Genomic DNA, 16,301 nt, shown 5'->3' with positions numbered 1-16,301 from the left:
TCGGCGGCGATGGCCGCTTGCCTTGAAACTCGCGGAGCGTTTTTCGGTCGCGCAGGCAGTCCGCTTTAGGCCGCAATTTGCTCGAGCGCCCCGAGCAAAACGCAACTCTCCGGCTTTGTCCTGAAAGTTTTTTGAGGGACGCGGCAAGGGCGAACGTACTGGTCGACATAATCTTTCTTTCACGGGAGACCATCGACAGGGGAAAGTCTTGCAAGACCATGAGCACGAGAATCAAAGCGAAACGGCTGGCTCGATAACCCTGCTGGGCGGCGTTGCGATGGGTACCGGCGTCATGATCGGTGCCGGCATATTCGCGCTGACCGGGCAGATCGCCGAGCTCGCCGGTCCGCTCTTCCCCCTGTCTTTCATCGCCGGCGCGCTGGTAACTTCGCTGGCGGCCTACAGCTATATCAAGATGTCGAACAAATGGCCGTCTTCGGGCGGCATCGCGATGATCTTGCAGAAGGCCTACGGACCCGGCGTCATTGCCGCGTCGGCATCGCTCCTGATGGCTCTGTCGATGGTCATCAATGAAAGCCTCGTGGCCCGCACCTTTGCGACTTACGCGCTGCGCCCGTTTGGCCTCGAAAGCAGCGGGTGGCTCGTTTCGCTGGCAGCGCTTGCACTCATCATCTTCGCCTATCTCGTCAATGCAGCGGGCAACAAGTCGGTAAGCGGCTTCTCGCTCATCATGTCCGCCATCAAGATCGGCGGTATCGCGCTGTTCGCAGTCGCGGCGATCTGGGCCAGCGGATTTTCATCAGGCGCATTTTCGCAGTCCGTTTCGCTGACCAATGCAGAAGCCCTGCTCGCCTCGGTTGCTTTCTCGATCCTCGCCTTCAAAGGCTTCACCACGATTACCAATAGCGGCGGCGAAATCGTTGACCCGCACAAGAATGTCGGCCGAACCATCATGATCTCGATAGCCGTCTGCATCGTGATCTATCTGCTTGTCGCAGTGGCGGTGGGTTCGAGCCTGAGCATATCCGAGATCGTCGAGGCGCGCGATTATTCGCTCGCGGCTGCGGCGCGTCCGGCGCTGGGAGAACTGGGCTTCTATTTCACCGTGGCGATCGCGATCGCCGCCACCACTTCGGGCGTGATAGCGAGCGTATTTGCCGTGTCGCGCATGCTTGCGATGCTGACCGACATGAAGATGATCCCGCACAGCCATTTCGGCATGAGCGGCGGGATTCGCAGCCACATGCTGGTCTATACGGTGGTCATTGCCGGGACGCTTGCGGTCCTGTTCGATCTGTCAAGGATCGCCTCGCTGGGCGCCTTCTTCTACCTCGTCATGGATATGCTGGTTCACTGGGGCGTCCTGCGCCACCTGCGCAAGGAAGTCGGCGCGCGCGCAACAATACTTCTGACAGCGCTCGCGGCAGATGGCGTGGTCCTCGCAGCCTTTACCGCGGCCAAATTGCGCAGCGATCCTGCCGTTGTCGCCTACGCGGCGATCGGCATCGTCGCAGTCTTCGTGGGAGAATGGATCTACCTCTCGCGCAATTCCGAAGCGCCCGCATCTCCTGAAGATGATGGGTCAGGAGAGAAAAGGTGATGGCACCTTCTTCAACCAGCTTTGCCGCTTTTACGCCGGGCTCTTTCGAAACCGTTCACCGAAAACCGGCGTTGAGCACGAGAAACGTCAGGCAAAACAGATGGAGCGATTCATGACGACCCGAACAGCGGCGGTCTACCGTATGGTCATGGAGGACCATGTCTGTCCCTATGGCATCAAGACGGTCGATCTCCTCACACGGCAAGGCTTCGAGGTCGAGGATCATCACCTGACCAGCAGGGAGGAAACCGACGCATTCAAGGACAAGCACAACGTCGAGACCACCCCGCAGACCTTTATCGAAGACAAGCGCATTGGCGGCTATGACGATGTCCGCGAGTTCTTCGGCAAGAGCCGTTCGCAGCCAGAGGAAGGCGAGACCAGCTATCAGCCGGTCATTGCGATTTTCGCGGTCGCGCTGCTGCTCGCGCTAGGGCTGAGCTGGGCGTTTTTTGACGATCTGTTCACCGTCCGGGCCGCGGAATGGTTCGTCAGCCTGTCGATGACCCTGCTCGCCGTCCAGAAGCTTCAGGACGTGCGCAGTTTCTCGACAATGTTCCTCAACTACGATCTGCTCGCACGGCGCTGGGTGCCCTATGGCTTCGTCTACCCGTTCGGCGAAGCCGCTGCCGGCATTCTGATGACCGCAGGCGCGCTGACCTGGCTCTCGGCCCCGCTGGCATTGTTCATTGGCACCGTCGGCACTGTCAGCGTCTTCAAGGCTGTCTACATCGACAAGCGTGAGCTCAAATGCGCTTGCGTCGGTGGGGGCAGCAATGTGCCGCTCGGCTTCGTCTCGCTGACCGAAAATCTGTTCATGATCGGAATGGGTCTGTGGATGGGCGCGAAGCTTCTCGCATGATCACCGCGCTCCTTCTCGCCGTCTTTCTGTTCCTTGCAGCCGTCGCTTCCCACCTTGCCATTCTGGGTGTCGGCCACCGGCTTCTCGATCGCCGCCGCGATACGCTGGGAAAGCTTGCAGTCTCGCTACTCGTGCTCGCGTCGCATTTCCTGGTCGCGATCCTTTTTGCCGCAGGTTTCTGGCTGGGCGCGCAATGGGGCCTGGGAGGGTTCGACAAGGCGCCTTCCATGCACTGGATGGACTACTTCTATTTCTCGCTCATCAACGTGACCACACTGGGCCTGGGCGACATTTATCCGACCGAGCACCTGAGAGTTCTCGCCGGCGTCGAGGCCCTTACCGGCTTCGCTCTCATCAGCTGCTCGGCGCAGCTATTCTGGACCATGATGCAAAAAGGAGAAAAAGCATGACCGAAAAGACCTCCCACTCGGACAAGGGAGGGGGCGGCAGCTACTGGCGATTCATGGCCATGGTGTCGACCTCGACCGTGATCATGTTCTTCCTGATGTATGCCAACACCTTTACCGTCGATGATCTTTTCTGGAGCGAAACGCGCTTCTGGATGATGTTCGTCATGGGCGCGATGATGATGGTTGTCATGCTGCTCTTCATGTGGGGCATGTACAAGGACCGGACCAAGAACTTGATCATCCTGGGCGTCGGGGCCTTTGTGTTCGCGCTCGCACTATGGCTGGTGCGCAGCCAGACCACCGTTGACGATACCGAATATATGGCAGCAATGATCCCGCACCACTCAATCGCGATCATGACCAGCGAACGCGCGAGCCTGAAAGATCCTCGCGTGCGCGAACTCGCGCAGGCCATCATTGTCGCACAGCGCCGCGAAATCGCCGAGATGAAATACCTCATAGACGATATCGAGCAGAACGGTCCTCGAACCGAAGAACGCCTGCCCGAGGAGATGCAGCCATGAACAAGATAGCTTTCACGGCGCTCATCGCGCTGCCGCTTGCCGCCTGCAATTCGAACACCGCTCCGGGCAACGACCGCGAAGCCCAGCTCGACCCGCCTGCCACTGCCGCGCCGATCGAGGACGCGGCCAGTGCACTGGCAAATGTTGACCCGGGCCTCATGCTTCCCGGGACCATGAATGACGCGGACCTTGCTGCTCTGGGCGCAGGACAGGCCTGCCAGTTCCGCCTGACCGAAGTGGCCTTTCCCTCGTTTGTCTATGACGGTGACGGGGGCGGAGCGATCAAGATCAATGGCAAATTGATCCCCGTGACCGCCGATGGCCCTGGCAGCTATGCGAACGGCGAGCTTCGGATCAAAACCCGCATGCTGGATGATGAAGGCGATGCGGGCCTGCAAATGCAGGAGATGATCGTGGCAGCACCAAGAGCCAAGGATGAGTTCGGCTTTTGGGGTTATACCACCTGTCCGGCCGACGGAGCCTGATACTGGCAGGGCGCATGGGCGGGCCGTCGGCTAACCCATGCGCCCGCGCCTCCGCCCTTCGTCGCCCTCACCATTTTTACAGGAACAAGCAGATGACCGATACGAGGCCCATCGCTGTCTTCGGCGCAGGCGGGAAGACCGGCACCGAGCTCTTGAGGCGTGCCATTGCCCGAGACATACCGATCCGCGCCTTTGAACACACCGTGCCTGGGCCAGGCGAGCGGGTGGGCGACTTCGAATATATCGAATGCGATGTGCTGTCGGATAATTTCGCGGGCGATCTCGATGGCTGCCGCGCGGTTATCTCGACCCTCGGTGTCGCTTTCGGTCCGGGCAATGCGATCGATCCACCGCCGCTCTATACCGATGGCACGCGCAACCTGCTCGAGGCGATGGCACAAGCGAAGATCGACCGCATTGCCGTAATCTCCGCTGCCTTCGTCGAACATCAGTCGAGCGTCCCGGCCTGGTTTGAACTCACTGCCAAGCCTGCATTGTTCAATATACTCGAGCAGATGCGCTCCATGGAAGTGATGCTCAGCGACGCCCAAGGTATTAAATGGACGGCCGCACGGCCGGGCTGGCTGCTGGATGAGCCTTACACTGGCGACGCCGTGATTACGGACGAGCGGCTGGCGGAAGGCTGTTTCCGGTGCCGTCATGCTGATCTCGCGGCGAGCCTGCTTGAATTCGTGTGCGAAGACACCTGGATCAACGCAAAGCCTGCCATCGGCAGGCCCGAAGCCGAACGTTTCGAAAGTCCTGGTTCCATCAAGGCCGAACTCGGTATCGATTGAGCGTCGTATCATTTATCGTTCTGTAACAAGCCCGAACGTTACAAGTTTTGAGCAACAGACAAGGAAAATTGTATGTTTCTGGAGAAGATCAAAACCCCTGGCCTCTCGCACCTTTCCTACATCATCGGTTCGGGCGGACAGGCAGCGGTCATCGATCCGCGCCGGGACTTCGAGGTCTATGTCGAAAGGGCCCGGGCTGAAGGGCTGGAGATAACGCATATCTTCGAAACCCATCGCAATGAGGATCTGCTCAGCGGCTCGCCGATCCTTGCGGACTTGACTGGTGCGACGGTTCACCACGGTCCCAATCCGGCCGGAAACGTGGCCTTCGCCAACACTACGCGCGAAGGCGATTGTTTCGAGCTGGGTCAATTGAAGATCGAAGTGCTTGAAACACCTGGACACACCGACGATCATCTCGCTTTCGTCATCCATGACAGCGAATATTCCGAGGGACCGGTCGGCGTCTTTACCGGCGATGCCTTGTTCGTCGGCGATGTCGGACGCACCGATTTCTATCCCGAGCGCAAGGAAGAAGTCGCGGGCCTTCTTTTCGACTCCCTGCAGAAACTTTGCCGCCTCGGCGACCAGGCGATCATCTACCCGGCGCATGGTGCGGGCTCGGTCTGCGGGTCGGGAATGGCGGACCGGGAATTCTCGACAATCGGCCACGAGCGGCGCAACAACCCGCGCCTGCGCATCTCCGACCGCGATGAGTTCATCAAGGCGAAGGTAGCAGAACACCACTACCAACCTCCCTATTTCCGGCTGATGGAACGGCTTAACCTCGAAGGGGCCGATGCCGCGCCGCGGATTATGCGGCCAAGGCGTCTGGGGCTGGACGACCTTCGCGAGAGCGGCGCCGATCACCTGGTCGATGTGCGCGAGCCGCTCGCCTATGCCGCCGGTCATATGCCGGGTGCCATGTGCCTTCCGGTGGGAATGATACCGGCCTTTGCCGGATGGTTCCTCGGTGAAGGCGACAGGATTGCCCTCGTCGCTTCCGAGGAAGACCAGCTAGCCCACGCCATGGCCCATCTGGTGCGCATCGGTCTCGATAATGTTGTCGGCGGCTATGTCGGCGTGGTTCCAGCCGCTGCTCAGGGCAAAGCGATGCGCAGCATTCCCATGATTGGCACCGAGGAAGTCGCGCGCAGGCTCGATCAAGACAGCTGCGAATGGACTTTGCTCGACGTGCGCGACGCGGACGAACGACAAGATGCAAGCATCGACGGGTCAGAGCATATCTATGTTGGCGAGCTCAACAAGCGATGGAAAGAGCTCGACCGCGACCGCCACTACACGCTGATGTGCGCGAGCGGCATGCGGGCGAGCGTTGCGGCAGGCTGGCTCGCAAGCCAGGGCTTCAAGCGCCTCGACATCTATCTCGGTTCCATGGGCGCTTGGAAAAACGCGCATGGCTGAAGTTTGGCCTGTCAGACTTCGAGGCGCAGACCCCGCAGCCGCAGCGCATTGCCTATCACCGATACGGAAGAGAGGCTCATGGCTGCGGCCGCAATCATCGGGCTGAGCAGCACTCCGAAGAAGGGATACAGCACGCCTGCCGCGACCGGAATGCCGAGTGTGTTGTAAGCGAAGGCGAAAAACAGGTTCTGCCGGATGTTGCGCATCGTCCCACGCGACAGCACGATGGCCTGCACCACTCCTGTCAGGTCGCCGCGAACCAGCGTCACGCCTGCGCTTTCGATTGCGACATCGGTGCCGGTGCCCATCGCAATACCAACATCGGCGGCAGCCAGCGCAGGAGCATCGTTGATCCCGTCCCCGGCCATGCCGACCCGGCGACCTTGCGCTTTCAGCTCTTCGATCTTGCGGTGCTTGTCTTCGGGCGAGACATTCGCATGCACTTCGTCGATTCCCATTTCACGGGCGACCGCTTCGGCAGTGCCGCGGCTGTCGCCCGTGAGCATAACGACCCGGATATCGCGCTTGTGCAGTGCCGCAATGACCGCTGCACTGGTAGGCTTGATCGGATCGGCCACCGCGATGAGCCCTGCCGGACGGCCATCGAATGCCACGAACATCACTGTTTGACCCTGCCTGCGGCCACTTTCGGCCGTGCCGAGCCAGGCCTCGTCATCGATCCCGACGCGCCGCATCATCTTCTCATTGCCGATCGCAACCCGGCGGCCCTGGACATTGGCTTCAACACCTTCCCCGGTCGTCGAAGCGAGATCCGTGGCATTGGCGGGCGAGACCCCGCGCGTCCGCGCACCTTCGACGATGGCGTGGGCCAGCGGATGTTCGCTCCCCATTTCGACGCCTGCAACCGCAGCCAGGAAATCGGCTTCGTCGATTCCTTCTGCTGGCGTCACCGCCACCAGATCGGGCTTGCCCATCGTCAACGTGCCGGTCTTGTCGACCACTAGCGTATCGATCTTCTCGAGTGTCTCCAGCGCCTCGGCATTGCGGATCAGGATGCCATGCTGGGCACCCTTGCCCGTGCCGGTCATGATCGACATCGGCGTAGCGAGACCAAGCGCGCAGGGACAAGCGATGATCAGGACCGCAATGGCATTGACCAATGCGTAGGCAAGCGCAGGTGCGGGACCCCAGATTCCCCAGACCACGAAGGTGGCGATGGCTATCACCACCACCGCAGGCACAAACCAGCCCGCCACCTGATCCGCCAGTCGCTGGATCGGTGCGCGGCTGCGCTGCGCCTCGGCCACCATCTGGACGATCTTGGACAGCATCGTGTCCTTGCCCACGCCGGTTGCGCGCATAATGAACCCACCAGTCTGGTTGACTGTGCCGCCGATGACTGTGTCGCCAGCCTGTTTGGCGACCGGAAGCGGTTCGCCGCTGATCATGGATTCGTCGATGGCGCTCGATCCCTCCTCGATTTCTCCATCGACCGGAACCTTATCGCCGGGGCGGACGCGCAGACGATCGCCTGTGGCCAGCTGGTCGAGCGGCACCTCGCGCTCATCGCCGGAGCCGAAGATCTTGACCGCGCTGGGCGGTGCCAGCTCGAGCAATGCGCGCAAGGCGCTCGAGGTCGAGCCCCTGGCCTTGAGCTCGAGGACCTGTCCGAGCAGGACAAGCGTGGTTATGACCGCTGCCGCCTCGAAATAGACCCCGACCCGTCCCGAATGGTCGCGGAACGCTGCAGGGAACAGATCGGGCGCGACCGTCGCCACCACGCTGAACAGATAGGCGATGGCAACGCCAAACCCGATCAGCGTGAACATGTTGAGATTGCGCGTCTTGAGCGACTGGATGGCCCGAACGAAGAACGGCCAGGCTCCCCAAAGAACAACCGGTGTGGCAAGGGCAAACTGCGCCCATTGCGCCCAGGCAGGTTCGATCAGCCCGTCGAAACTGAGCCCCGGTGCCATGTCGCTCATCGCGTAGACGAACAGAGGCAGCGTAAGCAGTGCGCTCCACCAGAACCTACGCCGCATGTCGACCAGTTCGGGGTCGGGGCCATCGCCCAGCGAAACCGTTTCCGGTTCGAGCGCCATGCCGCAAATCGGGCATGAACCTGGCCCGGGCTGGCGGATTTCAGGGTGCATCGGGCAGGTGTAGATCGTGCCTTCGGGCACATCCTCGACCGCGTCGAGATGCGCGCCCGAGAGATAGAGCTCGGGATCGGTGACGAACTTGTCGTGACAGCGCGGCGAACAGAAATAGTGTTTCGCGCCATCATGCGTCGCGATATGCTGAGCCCCGTCGATTGCAACGCTCATGCCGCAAACCGGGTCGATCGCAGTACCCTCGATTACGCTCTCGTTCTTGCTCATCGCCTGTCCTTCCTAGCTCTTCACGACTACGAACTGCCCCATCATGCCTGCATCCTCGTGTTCGAGAATGTGGCAGTGATACATGTAGGGCAGGTCTGGGTCGGTGTGTTCTTCAAAACGCAGGAGAAGGCGTACCTGCTCGCGCGGGTTGACGATCACGGTATCCTTCAAACTGGTTTCCAATGGTGGGGGCGCTCGGCCATCGCGGTCGATCACACGAAACTGGACGTTATGGATATGAAACGGGTGGGCCATCATCGAAGCGTTGGCGATCTCCCAGATTTCCCATTGGCCGACCGGCACACGTTCGTTGATCACATTCATGTCCATCGCAGCACCGTTAATGGACATTCCGCCGCCCATCATGCCCATGTCGAGAACGAAACGCCGGGTTCGGACGGCTGACGACAGGTCGGGTGGAGCAAGCGATGCCAGTTGTGTCGGCACCCTGATGCGCTGGGCCGAACTTGCCGGCCTGATATCGAGGATTTGAAACACGTCTGCGGAAGCATCGCCGCTATCGCCGCGCCCCGTCATCCCGCCGCCCATCATTCCGCGTCCGCCCATCATGTCCATGGCGTTTTCGGGACTGCTGGCAAGAAGGCGAAGCGGGCGTCCTTCCGAGAGATCGATAATTACCTGCGCGCGCTCCCCCGGGGCGAGCCTGACCGAGCGGACGATGTGCGGACGATCGAGCAAGCCGCCATCGCTCGCGATCAGTTGCATCGAACGATCACCTTCGAGCGAAAGATCGTAAAGGCGGGCGTTCGATCCATTGAGGATGCGCAGCCGCAATTGGCCTGTCTGTGCGTCGAACACAGCGTTTTCAGTGCCGTTGACGAATATCCGGCTCCCGCGCACGCCCATCATCCGCGTGTGCACGCTCAGCGGGTACACCAAGCGGCCGGATCCATCGATGACGCGGTCCTGCACGATCAGCGGAATGTCGTCGACGCCATAGTCGCTCGGCAAGTCGAGGCGCTCTTCCTCGTCATCGCGAACAAAAATCGGCGCGGCAAGCCCGGCATAGACCTGCGGCCCGGCTTCGCGTTCCAAATGCGAATGACACCAGTAGAGCGAAGCCCGCTGGCGAACTTCGAAAGAGGGGCTCCAGCGTTCGCCGGGACGGATCAACTGATGCGGTCCGCCATCGGCTGCGGCAGGAAGTTCGAAACCATGCCAATGGACCGTAGCGCCTTCGGCCAGCTTGTTGTCGATATGAAACTGCACCCACTCGCCCCGGCGCATTTCAAGCGTCGGTCCCAGATAGGGTGCGTCGATGCCGATGGTGGGCGAAGCAACACCGGGGACGAATTCCTTCTGGCCCGGTGTCAAAGACAGGCGGAAAACCCGTGCGCCCTGCTCAATCTCGCCACGCTGCAAGGGCGGTATAGCGAGTGGATTGGACCCGTCAGTGCTGTCCAGCATCGATGCGTCTTGCGCCTTGCATCCCGCAAGCGGGAACGCGGCAAAGCCTGCAGCAGCAAAACCAGCGCTTTTGATCAGTGTGCGGCGGTCCACGGGGAATGCCTGGGTGATGCGCGGTATCCGGATCATGCTCCTCCTGTTTCGCGATGGGCGGCACCAGATTTGCCTGGCACCACCCAACCGATTTACTCCTTCGTGATCGACGTGATCACACTGCCTTCAGAACCAGTACGAAATTCAAAGGCAATTCCCTCACCGACGCTTACTTCGCTGCGCAGTTGCTCATCGGCTTCAAAAGCCATGGTCATCGCAGGCCATTCGATCGCTGGGACCGGACCGTGGTCGACGGTTATCGTGCCCGCTTCGGCATCGATTGCAGTGACCGTGCCTTCTGCGCTGACGGTTTGCATTTCGCTGCCAGGTTCCATCATTGGCATATCCTCGCCGTCCATCATCATTTCATTTTCTGCCATCGGCATGTCGTTCATGTCGGCAGTGTCCTGGCCAGAATCGCAGGCCGCCAGCGCCAGCGGAAAGGCCAGTAGGCTCATGAGGGTTGTGGTACGCATTCTTCTTCTCCTTGCGGTTGGGTTGGCCGTTCGGGCCGGGGGCGCCGCATCAACAAATATGCGGCGGGGATAACGAACATCGAAAGCAGCGGCGCGGTGATCATGCCGCCCAACATCGGCGCGGCGATGCGGCTCATGACCTCCGAACCTGCGCCGGTTCCAATGAGGATAGGGAAGAGACCGGCAAGAATGACGGCCACGGTCATCGCCTTGGGACGCACGCGCAGAAGAGCACCCTCCCTGATGGCTTCGCCCACGCCGTCCGCATCGAGGGCACCGCTGCGCCGGGCCAGCGCAGACTTGAGGTAGATCAGCATGATGACGCCGAACTCGGCAGACACACCGGCAAGCGCAATAAAACCCACCGATGTCGCAACAGACTGGTTGTAGCCCATCAGATAGAGCAGCCAGAAGCCGCCGGTGAGGGCAAAGGGCAGCGTGCCCATAACAAGTAGCGCTTCGTCGAAGCGGCGGAAGATCAGGTACAGCAAAACGAAAATGATGCCGAGCGTCGCGGGAACGACGACCTGCAACCGCTCATTGGCGCGGGTGAGATATTCAAACTGGCCCGCGTAGGAAATGCTTACACCGGCAGGCAGATCGACGCCCTCTGAAACTGCCGCCTGAAGATCGCTTACGACCGAGGTCAAATCGCGCCCGCGCGTATCGACATAGACCACGCTGATGAGACGGCCTTGCTCATTCTTGAGCATCGGGGGGCCATCGCTGACGCTCACCTGCGCTACGGTGCCGAGCGTAATTTGCTGGCCAGAGGGGGTTAGCAAAGGCAGCGCGTGCAGTTCTGCGAGGCTGTCGCGGATCTCGCGCGGATAGCGCACATTGATGGGATATCGCGCCAATCCTTCGACCGTTCTGCCGATATTCGCGCCGCCGATCGCGCCTGACACAATCTGCTGAACATCGGCGATATTCAGCCCGAAACGCGCCGCAGCGACCCGGTCGATGTCCACATCGACATAGCGGCCTCCCGAAAGACGCTCTGCCAAAGCGGAGCTGACGCCGGGAACCTGTTTTGCGACATTCTCGACCTGCAACGCCACGCGCTCGATCTCGCCAAGGTTCTCGCCAGACACTTTCACGCCTATCGGGCTCTTGATACCGGTCGCGAGCATGTCGATGCGATTGCGGATCGGGGGCACCCAGACATTGGCGAGCCCCGGCACCTGCACCGCACGATCAAGCTCTTCGACGAGCTTCTCCGGCGTCATTCCGGGTCGCCACTCTTCTCGAGGTTTGAACCGGATGGTCGTCTCGAACATCGTGAGCGGCGCCGGGTCTGTTGCGGTATCCGCGCGTCCTGCCTTGCCGAACACGGTGTCGACTTCGGGTACGGATTTGATCAGTCGATCAGTCCGCTGAAGCAATGCCGACGCTTCACCAGGAGACAGACCAGGCAACGCGCTTGGCATATAAAGCAAGTCGCCTTCGTCGAGCGGCGGCAGGAATTCTCCTCCAAGGCGGGTGAACGGGACCAGCGCTGTAAGGAATACGAGGCCTGCCACAACCAATGTGGTTTTCGGTCGGCGCATTACCCAATCAAGACCGGGCCGGTAGGCGCTGGTCAGCAAGCGATTGAGGAGGTTGGTGTCCTCCTTGGGTATCTTGCCGCGGATCAGCCAGCCCATGAGTACGGGAACCAGTGTCACCGACAGAATGGCGGCCGCCGCCATGGCATAGGTCTTGGTAAAGGCCAGTGGGGAAAAAAGGCGGCCTTCCTGCGCCTGCAGAGTAAACACCGGCAGGAACGATAGGGTTATGATCAGGAGGCTGAAAAACAGCGCTGGCCCCACCTCTTTCGATGCGTCCGCAATCAGTTTCCAGCGTTCATCGTTGGACATCTGCTCGTCGGGATGGTCCTCTTCCCAATGCTCGATATGCTTGTGCGCGTTCTCGATCATGACGATGGCAGCGTCGACCATCGCGCCGATTGCGATGGCTATGCCGCCCAAGGACATGACGTTCGCATCGACCCCTTGAAAACGCATCACGATAAAGGCCGCCAGCACCCCCAATGGAAGCGTGACGATCGCCACCAATGCTGACCGCACATGCCATAAGAATAGCGCGCAAACGATCGCGACGATAATAAACTCGGCGATGAGCTTTCCGGTCAGGTTTTCGATCGAGGCATCGATCAGCTTCGAACGATCATAGGTCGTGACAATCTCGACCCCTTCGGGAAGACTGGCCTGGAGCACGTCGAGCTTCTCTTCGACAGCCGCGATGGTTGCCCGCGCATCCTCACCCTGTCTGAGCACGACAATACCGCCTGCGACCTCGCCTTCGCCATTGAGTTCGGCGATTCCTCGCCGCATTTCGGGGCCAAGCTGGATCGTGGCGACATCGGACAAGGTGACGGGGATACCGTTACCCACCGATTTCAGCGGAATCTGTCTGAAGTCGTTGAGAGATGTGAGATAGCCCGAAGCGCGGACCATGAATTCGGCCTCGCCCATTTCAACCACCGATCCGCCGGCCTCCTGATTTGAGGCCTGGATGGCACGCACGACATCGCTGTATGTGACGCCAAGCGAAGCCATCCGGTAGGGTTCCAGCACGACCTGGTACTGCTTGACCATGCCGCCAACGCTTGCAACCTCTGCAATGCCGGGGATGGTCTGGAGCTCATAGCGCAGGAACCAGTCCTGAAGACTTCTGAGCCCAGCAAGATCGCTGTTCCCCGTTCGGTCGACGAGAGCATATTCGTAAATCCAGCCCACCCCCGTCGCGTCCGGCCCCAGCGAGCTTGTCACACCTTCGGGCAATTCGTTTTGCACTTGGTTGAGATATTCCAGCACGCGCGAGCGCGCCCAGTAGAGGTCCGTACCGTCCTCGAAGATCACATAGACGAAGCTGTCGCCGAACATCGAATAGCCGCGCACCGTTTCCGCGCCCGGCACCGAGAGCATCGTCGTTGCGAGCGGGTATGTGACCTGATCCTCAACGATGCGCGGAGCTTGGCCCGGATAATTAGACCGCACCACGACCTGCACATCAGACAGATCGGGGATCGCATCGACAGGCGTTGCGCGCACCGCCCAGAAGCCAGCCAGCGTGACCGCGATAGCCGCCAGAACGATGAAAAACCGATTGGCGATCGATGCATCGATTATGCGCGCGATCATCGGTCGGTCTTCCGAATGGATTCGATACGCGGACCGGTGTCGTGCTGCGAGAACGTAAACTCGACCTTGTCGCCCGGTTCAATACCGTCAACTAGAGCGGCGTCTTCGAGTGCGAAGGGCATGACCATGCTCGGCCATTCGAGAGCGGGAACCGGCGCGTGATTGAGAGTGATCGAAGCACCAGCGATTTTCGTCACTCTTCCCGTAGCGGTGTACGTCCTCATGTTTGGCGAGCCTTCCGACGCCATGCTCATGGTCCCATCGATCGACCTGACGTCGATCCCGCTAAGACTTGCTTCGGAGTCGATCAGGAACTGACCTGAAGTGACGACCTGCTCGCCCTCCGCAAGGCCTGCGAGTATCTCTGTCCTGCCATTCGCTTCGCGCCCGATTTCGACCTCAGCAGGCAGGAACGCGCCTTCATCCTGCTTGAGCATCACGAGATTTCGGCGTCCGGTTCGAATGACCGCCTCCGACGGTACCAGCAAGGCTCGCCGTGTGTCGGGTGAAAGCGACACCTGCGCGAACATCCCCGGTTTCAACCTGCCGCGCGGATTGGGTAGCTCAGCCCGAACGGTGATGGTTCGGCTCGCGGCATCGGCGCTTGGAAGGATGGCAACAATCCGTCCCGCAAATCGCTGATCCGGATACGCTGCCAAGGTCGCACTGATGGGCTGGCCCTGCCGGACATTTGCGGCCTGGACTTCAGGAACCGAAGCTTCAAGCCATATCGGCGTAAAGCCCGTAATCTCGGCCAAAGTCTGACCTTCCATTACAGTCATGCCCGAGCGCACCCCAAGCATTGTTACGGCACCGCCCACGGGAGCCGTGACGGTGATCGTGTTTTGAGCTCTGCGTGTGCGTTCAACCGACGCGATCATTGCATCGGTCATGCCGAGCAAGCGCATGCGCTGCCGCATCGCGTCTGCAAGTGCCTGATCGCCGGTATCGAGCACAGCAATGTATTCACGCTGCGCGCCGCCCCAGTCAGGGACAAGAATGTCGACTATCGGAGCGCCGCGACGCACGACATCGTCCTGTGCAAGACCATAGGTGCGTTGGACATATCCGCCCGCTCTTGGCTGGACGATGGCAACATCCCGGCTGTTGTACGCGAGGACGCCCGTCACGGTGATTTCCGGCTCGAGAACTCCGAACTCGGCCGCTGCAGTGCGAATGCCGAAATTCTGGACAAGGCCCGGATCGATCCGGACGCCCGCTTCCGCAGCTTCTCCCGCGCACTTGGGAACCAGCATCATGTCCATGAAGGGCGACTTACCGGGCTCGTCAAAGCGTTGTCCGGGCACCATCGGATCGTACCAATAGAGCACGTCCTCACAGTCAGTATCCGTCGCCGACCCAGCCCCGCTGCTCTCGCCGCCGAGCATGTGAAGACCGTAGCCAGCAGCCAGGCTGACAAGGGCAATACCTAGCCCAGCCGCAAACAAGCGTTGGCGCTGCGTAAATCGTTCGAGCACGGAGTTCATGGCCTGCCCTCCCCGTATGTGAGTTGTAGTTTGACCGCCGCCTGCACCGCCGCCTGTTCGCGTTCGAGAATTTCCAGCTCGAGCAGGGCAAGTGCGGATTTCGCCGCAATCACATCGACGAGATCGGCACGCCCGGCCGCAAAGCTGGCTGTCTCGAGCTCAACGCGGTCACGCGCGAGCGGAAGAAGTTCATCACGCGCGCGGCGCCATTGGCGCGTAGTGCTGCGCCAAGTGGCGAGATGGGCTTCGAAATCCGCAACCAGCGCGCGCCTGCGATCCTCGCGGTCGGCCAAAGCGGCAGCGGCATCGGCTTCGGCGGCGGCGATGCGCGGATTCTGCCGCCGGTCGGTGAAGATCGGAAGAGTAATCGACCCCATGACCGACACCGCATCGCCAAACGCCTGGTCGCGACGACCATAGGTGACGCTCACCCCAAAATCCGGCCGCTTTTCAGCGCGAGCGAGCGCCACACCGGCTTCGGCCCGATCTTGTTCCGCATCGGCCAGAATGAGTTCGGGATTCTCTTCCAGTTCGAAGCGAAGCTGGTTTTCATCCAGAGCCGCCGTGGGAGCCTCACCCAAGGCAACCGGGTCAGGGAACGGTATGTATCGGGAAAGCTGCGCTTGCGCCGTCTCGCGCTCGGCCTCGATCGACGTCGCTGCATCCTCGATCCCAAGCAGTTCGCGCCGGATCGCCAGACTCTCTGCCGGGCGGGCCGACCCGGAGGCGACGGCGCTGTTCGCTGCGGGTACGAATGCCCTCAATTCGTCCAGCGCGGCGTGGGCAAGCTCAATCCGCGCCTGCGCATAATAGAGCCTCACCCAAGCCGTTCCCGCATCGGCGAGGAGATCACGGTCGGTCACACCCAGGCGCGCTTCGGCTAGCCTCACTTCCGAACTGGCAACGCCAAATTTCGCCCGTCGGCGGGCGAGGTTGGGTATCTCCTGCTCGATACCGATGGCGACTTGCGTAGGAAGTTGCCGGTCAAGCTCGAACGCCGCGGGACCGCTGACCGGAAGATTCATAACCCCTGCGCGTACACGCGGGTCAGGAAGCTCGTCTGCCGCTTCCGCAGCCTCGCGCCGTGATTGCACACGCAGCGCGCCAGCTTCTAGAGCGGGTTGCTCGACTCTTACCGATGCAAGGGCTTCTTCGTATCCGACAGACTGCGCTTGCGCAGCTTGTGCGCTGAGCAGGGCCGAAAACGGCAACAAGCCAATTCGCCAATCCATAATTCTCACTCTTTCAAAGCGAACTGGCCGGGA

13 protein-coding genes are annotated in these 16,301 nt (G+C 60.7%); 7 read left to right on the top strand and 6 right to left on the bottom strand.

The features are described 5' to 3' along the window. The first annotated feature begins 277 nt into the window (after positions 1-277). From ACQY4G_RS11355 to ACQY4G_RS11325, 7 genes are all read left to right on the top strand, one after another. Positions 278-1,561 carry an APC family permease gene (locus ACQY4G_RS11355; RefSeq protein WP_232725834.1) on the top strand — a complete coding sequence of 428 codons (1,284 nt, stop codon included), beginning with the start codon at positions 278-280 and terminating at the stop codon, positions 1,559-1,561. Between the two features lie 112 nt (positions 1,562-1,673). After that, on the top strand, positions 1,674-2,423 hold the full coding sequence (locus ACQY4G_RS11350; RefSeq protein ID WP_090480206.1) for a glutaredoxin family protein: 750 nt from the start codon (positions 1,674-1,676) through the stop codon (positions 2,421-2,423). Continuing rightward, positions 2,420-2,833, top strand: coding sequence for a potassium channel family protein (locus ACQY4G_RS11345; RefSeq protein WP_086438290.1), 414 nt, complete (start codon positions 2,420-2,422; stop codon positions 2,831-2,833). Before ACQY4G_RS11350 ends, ACQY4G_RS11345 begins: the two co-directional genes overlap by 4 nt. Next, entirely contained in the window at positions 2,830-3,357 is a 528-nt protein-coding gene (locus tag ACQY4G_RS11340; RefSeq protein ID WP_007163851.1) for a DUF305 domain-containing protein, read from the top strand. The genes ACQY4G_RS11345 and ACQY4G_RS11340 overlap by 4 nt, the downstream gene beginning before the upstream one ends. Beyond that, entirely contained in the window at positions 3,354-3,842 is a 489-nt protein-coding gene (locus ACQY4G_RS11335; protein WP_007163850.1) for a DUF6692 family protein, read from the top strand. Before ACQY4G_RS11340 ends, ACQY4G_RS11335 begins: the two co-directional genes overlap by 4 nt. A 92-nt stretch (positions 3,843-3,934) precedes the next feature. Beyond that, positions 3,935-4,639: an NAD(P)-dependent oxidoreductase gene (locus ACQY4G_RS11330; RefSeq protein WP_421991006.1), complete on the top strand. Its 705-nt coding sequence runs from the start codon at positions 3,935-3,937 to the stop codon at positions 4,637-4,639. Positions 4,640-4,711: 72 nt separating this feature from the next. Then, the gene (locus ACQY4G_RS11325; RefSeq protein WP_086438288.1) at positions 4,712-6,064 is read left to right on the top strand and encodes an MBL fold metallo-hydrolase; all 1,353 of its coding nucleotides are present in this window, start codon (positions 4,712-4,714) and stop codon (positions 6,062-6,064) included. 11 nt (positions 6,065-6,075) lie between these two features. Here ACQY4G_RS11325 and ACQY4G_RS11320 read toward each other — a convergent pair whose 3' ends face one another. Genes ACQY4G_RS11320 through ACQY4G_RS11295 form a run of 6 tightly spaced genes read right to left on the bottom strand, consistent with a single transcriptional unit; the run spans position 6,076 to position 16,268 of the window. Further along, on the bottom strand, positions 6,076-8,406 hold the full coding sequence (locus ACQY4G_RS11320; RefSeq protein ID WP_007163847.1) for a heavy metal translocating P-type ATPase: 2,331 nt from the start codon (positions 8,404-8,406) through the stop codon (positions 6,076-6,078). A 12-nt stretch (positions 8,407-8,418) separates the two neighbouring features. Then, entirely contained in the window at positions 8,419-9,963 is a 1,545-nt protein-coding gene (locus ACQY4G_RS11315) for a multicopper oxidase family protein (protein ID WP_086438287.1), read from the bottom strand. 56 nt (positions 9,964-10,019) lie between these two features. After that, positions 10,020-10,403, bottom strand: coding sequence for a copper-binding protein (locus ACQY4G_RS11310; protein WP_234990067.1), 384 nt, complete (start codon positions 10,401-10,403; stop codon positions 10,020-10,022). Then, complete coding sequence (locus tag ACQY4G_RS11305) at positions 10,382-13,549, bottom strand: efflux RND transporter permease subunit (RefSeq protein WP_421991004.1); 3,168 nt, start codon at positions 13,547-13,549, stop codon at positions 10,382-10,384. The genes ACQY4G_RS11310 and ACQY4G_RS11305 overlap by 22 nt, the downstream gene beginning before the upstream one ends. After that, on the bottom strand, positions 13,546-15,036 hold the full coding sequence (locus ACQY4G_RS11300) for an efflux RND transporter periplasmic adaptor subunit (protein ID WP_007163843.1): 1,491 nt from the start codon (positions 15,034-15,036) through the stop codon (positions 13,546-13,548). The genes ACQY4G_RS11305 and ACQY4G_RS11300 overlap by 4 nt, the downstream gene beginning before the upstream one ends. After that, positions 15,033-16,268 carry a TolC family protein gene (locus ACQY4G_RS11295; RefSeq protein ID WP_086438284.1) on the bottom strand — a complete coding sequence of 412 codons (1,236 nt, stop codon included), beginning with the start codon at positions 16,266-16,268 and terminating at the stop codon, positions 15,033-15,035. Before ACQY4G_RS11295 ends, ACQY4G_RS11300 begins: the two co-directional genes overlap by 4 nt. Between the last annotated feature and the right edge of the window lie 33 nt (positions 16,269-16,301).

The sequence above is a fragment of the Qipengyuania sp. genome, from assembly GCF_965277845.1.
GTDB lineage: Bacteria > Pseudomonadota > Alphaproteobacteria > Sphingomonadales > Sphingomonadaceae > Qipengyuania.
Note: the sequence above shows the minus strand (reverse complement) of the source record. Positions and strands in the feature narration are given on the sequence as shown.

What these genes read in the sequence shown, in the direction of transcription:
- ACQY4G_RS11330 (WP_421991006.1), top strand. Translation starts at nt 3,935, where the DNA reads ATGACCGATACGAGGCCCATCGCTGTCTTCGGCGCAGGCGGGAAGACC.
- ACQY4G_RS11345 (WP_086438290.1), top strand. Translation starts at nt 2,420, where the DNA reads ATGATCACCGCGCTCCTTCTCGCCGTCTTTCTGTTCCTTGCAGCCGTC.
- ACQY4G_RS11350 (WP_090480206.1), top strand. Translation starts at nt 1,674, where the DNA reads ATGACGACCCGAACAGCGGCGGTCTACCGTATGGTCATGGAGGACCAT.
- ACQY4G_RS11355 (WP_232725834.1), top strand. Translation starts at nt 278, where the DNA reads ATGGGTACCGGCGTCATGATCGGTGCCGGCATATTCGCGCTGACCGGG.
- ACQY4G_RS11310 (WP_234990067.1), bottom strand. Translation starts at nt 10,403, where the DNA reads ATGCGTACCACAACCCTCATGAGCCTACTGGCCTTTCCGCTGGCGCTG.
- ACQY4G_RS11300 (WP_007163843.1), bottom strand. Translation starts at nt 15,036, where the DNA reads ATGAACTCCGTGCTCGAACGATTTACGCAGCGCCAACGCTTGTTTGCG.
- ACQY4G_RS11295 (WP_086438284.1), bottom strand. Translation starts at nt 16,268, where the DNA reads ATGGATTGGCGAATTGGCTTGTTGCCGTTTTCGGCCCTGCTCAGCGCA.
- ACQY4G_RS11335 (WP_007163850.1), top strand. Translation starts at nt 3,354, where the DNA reads ATGAACAAGATAGCTTTCACGGCGCTCATCGCGCTGCCGCTTGCCGCC.
- ACQY4G_RS11305 (WP_421991004.1), bottom strand. Translation starts at nt 13,549, where the DNA reads ATGATCGCGCGCATAATCGATGCATCGATCGCCAATCGGTTTTTCATC.
- ACQY4G_RS11320 (WP_007163847.1), bottom strand. Translation starts at nt 8,406, where the DNA reads ATGAGCAAGAACGAGAGCGTAATCGAGGGTACTGCGATCGACCCGGTT.
- ACQY4G_RS11340 (WP_007163851.1), top strand. Translation starts at nt 2,830, where the DNA reads ATGACCGAAAAGACCTCCCACTCGGACAAGGGAGGGGGCGGCAGCTAC.
- ACQY4G_RS11325 (WP_086438288.1), top strand. Translation starts at nt 4,712, where the DNA reads ATGTTTCTGGAGAAGATCAAAACCCCTGGCCTCTCGCACCTTTCCTAC.
- ACQY4G_RS11315 (WP_086438287.1), bottom strand. Translation starts at nt 9,963, where the DNA reads ATGATCCGGATACCGCGCATCACCCAGGCATTCCCCGTGGACCGCCGC.